An 8,791-nucleotide genomic window follows, 5' to 3' on the forward strand; every position below is an offset into this window, starting at 1 on the left:
AACCGGTTATCAAAGACCGTTGGTGGGGCGCAGCAGGCAGGCGATCCCTTAATTCAAGCCAACGCAGATGGCGAACCCGAAAAAGTTTTGCAGTGGTGAAGCCGCATGCCGCGAAGCGATTCGCGGCATGAGGTGGAAATACTCCTAACGAGGTCGGACGCCGTTGTTGAACGAGGTACGTGAGGTTTCGGCCATACCGGCCGCGTCGAACGTATCGTTTCTGGAGGCTAACCGTGCCGCTTAATAGAGAAGACAAGCAAGCCGTCGTCGCTGAGGTTTCCGCGCAAGTCGCGAAGGCCCAGACCGTTGTGCTGGCTGAGTATCGTGGAATTGCGGTTGGCGATCTGACCAAGCTGCGCGCGAAAGCGCGTGAGCAACAGGTTTACCTGCGCGTGTTGAAGAACACGCTGGCGCGTCGCGCCGTCGAAGGTACGCCTTTTGCTCCGCTGGCAGAGCAGATGACTGGTCCCCTGATCTACGGCATCTCGGAAGATGCCATTGCTGCTGCCAAGGTCGTCAACGACTTCAGCAAGAGCAATGAAAAGTTGGTCATCAAGGCTGGTTCGTTCGATGGCAAGGTGATGGACAAGGCTGGCGTGCAAGCGCTGGCAAGCATCCCGAGCCGCGAAGAACTGCTCTCGAAGCTGCTGTTCGTTATGCAATCGCCTGTTTCGGGCTTCGCGCGTGCTCTCGCCGCGCTGGCCGAGAAGAAGCAAGCGGAAGCTGCGTAAGCGAACGTGCATCAGCGTTACTGATCGCTGGCTGTATCCGAATTCAATTTAGGAGTATTTCAAATGGCAATCGCAAAAGAAGACATCCTGGCAGCAGTCGAAGGGATGACCGTTCTGGAACTGAACGAACTGGTCAAGGCGTTCGAAGAGAAGTTTGGCGTGTCGGCAGCTGCAGTGGCAGTCGCTGGCCCGGCAGGCGGCGGCGCAGCTGCAGCAGCAGAAGAGAAGACCGAATTCACGGTCGTCCTGGCTGAAGCCGGCGCCAACAAGGTGTCGGTCATCAAGGCCGTTCGCGAACTGACGGGCCTGGGCCTGAAGGAAGCGAAGGACCTGGTTGACGGTGCACCGAAGCCCGTCAAGGAAGGCGTCGACAAGGCTGCTGCTGAAGAAGCCAAGAAGAAGCTGGAAGAAGCTGGCGCGAAGGTCGAAGTCAAGTAAGTTTCGGCGCGCTGTGCGAAGGCTGGCGGTATTTTCACCGCCGGCCTTTTTGTGCTTTGTGGGGACGTTATTCTGGCACTCATTCGGGAGCCCGAATAATCGGCCCCAGAAGCCAAAGAAAACCGCCTGATCGTTGTGGTGAGTCACTCACGATTGGCGGTTCTCTTTGTCTTCTGAAGCGACTGCAGAAGGCAAGTTTGGTCGGGTAGCGGGCAACACAGGCATCCGCTGCCGTCAGCCAGCGGTTGGTAGCGGCCAACCACCAAGCTTCTCGGCTCGTTCAAGCCGTCGAACGGCCATCGGGTCTCAGTCGGTGAACACTCGGGTTTGAAACGTCCAGGTATTCCGCCTCGATAGCACCCGCCGTGATTCGGAGATCGTATGCAATATTCCTTCACCGAGAAGAAGCGCATTCGCAAGAGTTTCGCGAAGCGCCCCATCGTTCACCAAGTTCCGTTCTTGCTGGCTACCCAGCTTGAATCATTCAGCACGTTTCTGCAAGCCGATGTGCCCGCGACGCAACGTAAGCCTGAGGGTTTGCAGGCCGCGTTCACATCGGTATTTCCCATTGTTTCGCACAACGGTTTCGCGCGCCTCGAGTTCGTGAGCTATGCGCTGTCCTCGCCGGCATTCAACATCAAGGAATGCCAGCAGCGGGGCCTGACGTACTGCTCCGCGCTGCGCGCGAAGGTCCGCCTCGTCATCCTCGACAAGGAATCGCCGAACAAGCCGGTCGTCAAGGAAGTGAAGGAGCAGGAAGTGTACATGGGCGAAATTCCGCTCATGACGCCGACGGGCTCGTTCGTCATCAACGGCACCGAGCGTGTCATCGTCTCGCAGCTGCACCGTTCGCCGGGCGTGTTCTTCGAACACGACAAGGGCAAGACGCACAGCTCGGGCAAGCTGCTGTTCTCGGCACGGATCATTCCGTACCGCGGCTCGTGGCTCGACTTCGAATTCGATCCGAAGGACATCCTGTACTTCCGCGTCGACCGTCGCCGCAAGATGCCGGTCACGATCCTGCTGAAGGCCATCGGCCTGACGCCGGAACAGATCCTCGCGAACTTCTTCGTGTTCGACAACTTCACGCTGATGGACGAAGGCGCGCAACTCGAGTTCGTGCCCGAGCGCCTGCGTGGCGAAGTCGCGCGCTTCGACATCACGGATCGTGATGGCAAGGTCATCGTCCAGAAGGACAAGCGGATCAACGCGAAGCACATTCGCGACCTCGAAGCCGCGAAGACCAAGTTCATCTCGGTGCCGGAAGACTACCTGCTCGGCCGCGTGCTGGCGAAGAACGTCGTCGACGGCGACACCGGCGAAGTGATCGCGAGCGCGAACGACGAAGTCACGGAAAGCGTGCTCGAGAAGCTGCGCGAAGCGGGCATCAAGGACATCCAGACGCTCTACACGAACGATCTGGACCAGGGCCCGTACATCTCGTCGACGCTGCGTGTCGACGAAACGACCGACAAGACGGCCGCGCGCATCGCGATCTACCGCATGATGCGTCCGGGCGAGCCGCCGACCGAAGAAGCGGTCGAGGCGCTGTTCAACCGTCTGTTCTACAGCGAAGAAGCGTACGACCTGTCGAAGGTCGGCCGCATGAAGTTCAACCGCCGCGTCGGCCGCGACGAGATCGTCGGCCCGATGACGCTGCAGGACGACGACATCCTCGCGACGATCAAGATCCTCGTCGAGCTGCGCAACGGCAAGGGCGAAGTGGACGACATCGACCACCTCGGCAACCGTCGCGTGCGTTGCGTCGGCGAACTGGCGGAAAACCAGTTCCGCGCGGGTCTCGTGCGTGTCGAGCGCGCGGTCAAGGAACGCCTCGGCCAGGCCGAAAGCGAAAACCTGATGCCGCACGACCTGATCAACTCGAAGCCGATTTCGTCGGCGATCCGCGAGTTCTTCGGTTCGTCGCAGCTGTCGCAGTTCATGGACCAGACCAACCCGCTGTCGGAAATCACGCACAAGCGCCGTGTTTCCGCACTGGGCCCGGGCGGTCTGACGCGCGAACGCGCAGGCTTCGAAGTCCGCGACGTGCACCCGACCCACTACGGTCGCGTGTGCCCGATCGAAACGCCGGAAGGTCCGAACATCGGCCTGATCAACTCGCTCGCGCTGTACGCGCACCTGAACGAGTACGGCTTCCTCGAGACGCCGTACCGCAAGGTCGTGGACAGCAAGGTGACCGACCAGATCGACTACCTGTCGGCGATCGAGGAAGGCCGCTACATGATCGCGCAGGCGAACGCCGCGATCGACGAGAACGGCCAGCTGATCGACGAACTCGTGTCGTCGCGCGAAGCCGGCGAAACGATGATGGTCACGCCGGATCGCATCCAGTACATGGACGTCGCGCCGTCGCAGATCGTGTCGGTGGCAGCCTCGCTGATTCCGTTCCTCGAGCACGATGACGCGAACCGTGCACTGATGGGTTCGAACATGCAGCGTCAGGCCGTGCCGTGTCTGCGTCCGGAAAAGCCGGTTGTCGGTACGGGCATCGAGCGCACCTGCGCGGTCGACTCGGGTACGACGGTCCAGGCGTTCCGCGGCGGTGTGGTCGACTACGTCGACGCAGGCCGTATCGTGATTCGCGTGAACGACGACGAAGCGGTCGCGGGTGAAGTCGGTGTCGACATCTACAACCTGATCAAGTACACGCGTTCGAACCAGAACACGAACATCAACCAGCGTCCGATCGTGAAGATGGGCGACAAGGTCTCGCGCGGCGACGTGCTGGCCGACGGCGCCTCGACGGACCTGGGCGAGCTCGCGCTCGGCCAGAACATGCTGATCGCGTTCATGCCGTGGAACGGCTACAACTTCGAGGATTCGATCCTGATCTCGGAGAAGGTGGTCGCTGACGATCGCTACACGTCGATCCACATCGAGGAGCTGAACGTCGTCGCACGCGACACGAAGCTCGGGCCGGAAGAAATCACGCGCGACATCTCGAACCTGGCGGAAGTCCAGCTCGGCCGTCTTGACGAATCGGGCATCGTGTACATCGGTGCGGAAGTCGAAGCAGGCGACGTGCTGGTGGGCAAGGTCACGCCGAAGGGCGAGACCCAGCTGACGCCGGAAGAGAAGCTGCTGCGCGCGATCTTCGGCGAGAAGGCTTCGGACGTGAAGGACACGTCGCTGCGCGTGCCGTCGGGCATGAGCGGCACCGTGATCGACGTCCAGGTGTTCACGCGTGAAGGCATCCAGCGCGACAAGCGTGCGCAACAGATCATCGACGACGAGCTGAAGCGCTACCGTCTCGACCTGAACGACCAGCTGCGCATCGTGGAAGGCGACGCGTTCCAGCGTCTCGCGCGCATGCTCGTGGGCAAGGTCGCGAACGGCGGTCCGAAGAAGCTCGCGAAGGGCACGAAGATCGACCAGGCTTACCTGGAAGACCTCGACCACTACCACTGGTTCGACATCCGCCTGGCGGACGACGAGGCAGCGGCGTCGCTCGAAGCGATCAAGAACTCGATCGAAGAGAAGCGTCACCAGTTCGACCTCGCGTTCGAAGAGAAGCGCAAGAAGCTCACGCAAGGCGACGAACTGCCGCCGGGCGTGCTGAAGATGGTCAAGGTGTACCTCGCGGTGAAGCGCCGTCTGCAGCCGGGCGACAAGATGGCAGGCCGTCACGGTAACAAGGGCGTCGTGTCGAAGATCGTCCCGATCGAAGACATGCCGTACATGGCCGATGGCCGTCCGGCAGACGTCGTGCTGAACCCGCTCGGCGTGCCGTCGCGGATGAACGTGGGTCAGGTTCTGGAAGTGCACCTCGGCTGGGCCGCGAAGGGCCTCGGCTGGCGTATCGGCGAAATGCTGCAGCGTCAGGCGAAGATCGAGGAACTGCGCACGTTCCTGACGAAGATCTACAACGAGTCGGGCCGCCAGGAAGATCTGGAAAGCTTCACCGACGACGAGATCCTCGAACTCGCGAAGAACCTGCGCGAAGGCGTGCCGTTCGCGACGCCGGTGTTCGACGGTGCGACCGAGGAAGAAATGGGCAAGATGCTCGACCTCGCGTTCCCGGACGACATCGCCGAACAGCTCGGCATGAACCCGTCGAAGAACCAGGTTCGCCTGTACGACGGCCGCACGGGTGAAATGTTCGAACGTCGCGTGACGCTCGGCTACATGCACTACCTGAAGCTGCACCACTTGGTCGACGACAAGATGCACGCACGTTCGACCGGCCCGTACTCGCTCGTCACGCAGCAGCCGCTGGGTGGTAAGGCGCAGTTCGGCGGCCAGCGTTTCGGTGAAATGGAAGTGTGGGCGCTCGAAGCGTACGGCGCGTCCTACGTGCTGCAGGAAATGCTGACGGTGAAGTCGGACGACGTGACCGGCCGGACGAAGGTGTACGAAAACCTCGTCAAGGGCGATCACGTGATCGATGCAGGCATGCCGGAATCCTTCAACGTGCTCGTGAAGGAAATCCGCTCGCTCGGTATCGATATCGATCTCGACCGCAATTAATCGGACTACGGAGAGAAAGCAATGAAAGCTCTGCTCGATCTATTCAAGCAAGTCCAACAGGAAGAAGTTTTCGACGCGATCAAGATCGGTCTGGCCTCGCCCGACAAGATCCGTTCGTGGTCGTTCGGCGAAGTGAAGAAGCCGGAGACCATCAACTACCGTACGTTCAAGCCGGAACGCGATGGTCTGTTCTGCGCGAAGATCTTCGGGCCGATCAAGGACTACGAGTGCCTGTGCGGCAAGTACAAGCGCCTGAAGCACCGCGGCGTGATCTGCGAGAAGTGCGGCGTCGAAGTGACGCTGGCGAAGGTGCGTCGCGAACGGATGGGCCACATCGAGCTGGCCTCGCCGGTCGCGCACATCTGGTTCCTGAAGTCGCTGCCGTCGCGTCTGGGCATGGTGCTCGACATGACGCTGCGCGACATCGAACGCGTGCTGTACTTCGAAGCGTACGTGGTGATCGAACCGGGCATGACGCCGCTGAAGGCGCGGCAGATCATGACCGAAGAGGATTACTACAACAAGGTCGAGGAATACGGCGACGAATTCCGTGCCGAGATGGGCGCGGAAGGCGTGCGTGAACTGCTGCGCGCGATCAACATCGACGAGCAGGTCGAGACGCTGCGCACCGAGCTGAAGAACACCGGCTCGGAAGCGAAGATCAAGAAGTACGCGAAGCGCCTGAAGGTCCTCGAGGCATTCCAGCGCTCGGGCATCAAGCCCGAGTGGATGATCCTCGAAGTGCTGCCGGTGCTGCCGCCGGAACTGCGTCCGCTCGTGCCGCTGGACGGCGGCCGTTTCGCGACGTCGGACCTGAACGACCTGTATCGCCGCGTGATCAACCGTAACAACCGGTTGAAGCGCCTGCTCGAGCTGAAGGCCCCTGAAATCATCGTCCGCAACGAAAAGCGGATGCTGCAGGAAGCCGTCGACTCGCTGCTCGACAACGGTCGTCGCGGCAAGGCGATGACGGGCGCGAACAAGCGTCCGCTGAAGTCGCTCGCCGACATGATCAAGGGCAAGGGCGGTCGTTTCCGTCAGAACCTGCTGGGCAAGCGCGTCGACTACTCGGGCCGTTCGGTCATCGTGGTCGGCCCGACGCTGAAGCTGCACCAGTGCGGCCTGCCGAAGCTGATGGCGCTCGAGCTGTTCAAGCCGTTCATCTTCAACAAGCTGGAAGTGATGGGCGTCGCTACGACCATCAAGGCTGCGAAGAAGGAAGTCGAGAACCAGACGCCGGTGGTGTGGGACATCCTCGAAGAGGTGATCCGCGAGCACCCGGTGATGCTGAACCGTGCGCCGACGCTGCACCGTCTCGGTATCCAGGCGTTCGAGCCGGTGCTGATCGAAGGCAAGGCAATCCAGCTGCACCCGCTCGTCTGCGCGGCGTTCAACGCCGACTTTGACGGTGACCAGATGGCCGTTCACGTGCCGCTGTCGCTCGAAGCGCAGATGGAAGCGCGCACGCTGATGCTCGCGTCGAACAACGTGCTGTTCCCGGCCAACGGCGATCCGTCGATCGTGCCGTCGCAGGATATCGTGCTGGGTCTGTACTACGCGACCCGCGAAGCGGTCAACGGCAAGGGCGAAGGCCTGTCGTTCACGGGCGTGTCGGAAGTCATCCGCGCGTACGAGAACAAGGAAGTCGAGCTGGCCTCGCGCGTCAACGTGCGGATCACCGAAATGGTCCACAACGAAGACAAGTCGGAAGGCGCGCCGCCGTTCGTGCCGAAGATCTCGCTGTACGCGACGACCGTCGGTCGCGCGATCCTGTCGGAGATCCTGCCGCACGGCCTGCCGTTCTCGGTGCTGAACAAGCCGCTGAAGAAGAAGGAAATCTCGCGCCTGATCAACACGGCGTTCCGCAAGTGCGGTCTGCGCGCGACGGTCGTGTTTGCCGACCAGCTGATGCAGTCGGGTTTCCGTCTCGCGACGCGTGCCGGCATTTCGATCTGCGTGGACGACATGCTCGTGCCGCCGCAGAAGGAAACGATCGTCGGCGACGCCGCGAAGAAGGTGAAGGAGTACGACCGCCAGTACATGTCGGGTCTCGTCACCGCGCAGGAACGCTACAACAACGTGGTCGACATCTGGTCGGCAACGTCGGAAGCGGTCGGCAAGGCGATGATGGAGCAGCTGTCGACGGAGCCGGTGACGGACCGCGACGGCAACGAGACGCGCCAGGAGTCGTTCAACTCGATCTACATGATGGCCGACTCGGGCGCCCGGGGTTCGGCGGTTCAGATTCGTCAGCTGGCCGGTATGCGCGGCCTGATGGCGAAGCCGGACGGCTCGATTATCGAGACGCCGATTACCGCGAACTTCCGCGAAGGTCTGAACGTGTTGCAGTACTTCATCTCGACCCACGGTGCACGTAAGGGTCTGGCTGATACGGCACTGAAGACCGCGAACTCGGGTTACCTGACGCGTCGTCTGGTCGACGTCACGCAGGATCTGGTCGTGGTGGAAGACGATTGCGGCACGTCGAACGGCGTGGCGATGAAGGCGCTGGTCGAAGGCGGTGAAGTCGTCGAAGCGCTGCGCGACCGTATCCTCGGCCGCGTCGCGGTCGCGGACGTCGTGAACCCGGAAACGCAGGAAACGCTGTACGAATCGGGCACGCTGCTCGACGAAACGGCGGTCGAGGAAATCGAACGCCTCGGCATCGACGAAGTGCGCGTGCGCACGCCGCTGACCTGCGAAACGCGTTACGGCCTGTGCGCGGCCTGCTACGGCCGCGACCTCGGCCGCGGCTCGCTCGTGAACGTCGGCGAAGCCGTCGGCGTGATCGCGGCGCAGTCGATCGGCGAACCGGGCACGCAGCTGACGATGCGTACGTTCCACATCGGTGGTGCGGCATCGCGTGCGGCAGTGGCCTCGTCGGTCGAAGCGAAGAGCAACGGTATCGTCCGCTTCACGGCGACGATGCGCTACGTCACGAACGCGAAGGGCGAGCAGATCGTCATTTCGCGTTCGGGCGAAGCGATGATCACCGACGACTTCGGTCGCGAGCGCGAGCGTCACAAAGTGCCGTACGGCGCGACGCTGCTGCAGCTCGACGGCGCGACGATCAAGGCCGGCACGCAGCTCGCCACGTGGGATCCGCTGACGCGCCCGATCATCACCGAGTACGG

General features: G+C 61.8%; 4 protein-coding genes. All 4 read left to right on the forward strand.

Annotated features, from left to right (window positions below; all coding sequences use genetic code 11):
* The first annotated feature begins 233 nt into the window (after nucleotides 1-233).
* The gene (rplJ, locus tag AC3IFE_RS17805) at nucleotides 234-731 is read left to right on the forward strand and encodes a 50S ribosomal protein L10 (RefSeq protein WP_011546647.1); all 498 of its coding nucleotides are present in this window, start codon (nucleotides 234-236) and stop codon (nucleotides 729-731) included.
* A gap of 63 nt (nucleotides 732-794) precedes the next feature.
* A complete protein-coding gene (gene rplL, locus AC3IFE_RS17810) occupies nucleotides 795-1,169 on the forward strand; it encodes a 50S ribosomal protein L7/L12 (protein ID WP_006477198.1) in 375 nt (124 codons plus the stop codon).
* A 381-nt stretch (nucleotides 1,170-1,550) separates the two neighbouring features.
* On the forward strand, nucleotides 1,551-5,657 hold the full coding sequence (gene rpoB / locus AC3IFE_RS17815; protein ID WP_124481918.1) for a DNA-directed RNA polymerase subunit beta: 4,107 nt from the start codon (nucleotides 1,551-1,553) through the stop codon (nucleotides 5,655-5,657).
* Nucleotides 5,658-5,678: 21 nt separating this feature from the next.
* A partial coding sequence (gene rpoC, locus AC3IFE_RS17820) for a DNA-directed RNA polymerase subunit beta' (protein WP_489191372.1) occupies nucleotides 5,679-8,791 on the forward strand: 3,113 nt, incomplete at its 3' end.

It is taken from the genome of Burkholderia sp. APQ4-4ca, assembly GCF_057837105.1.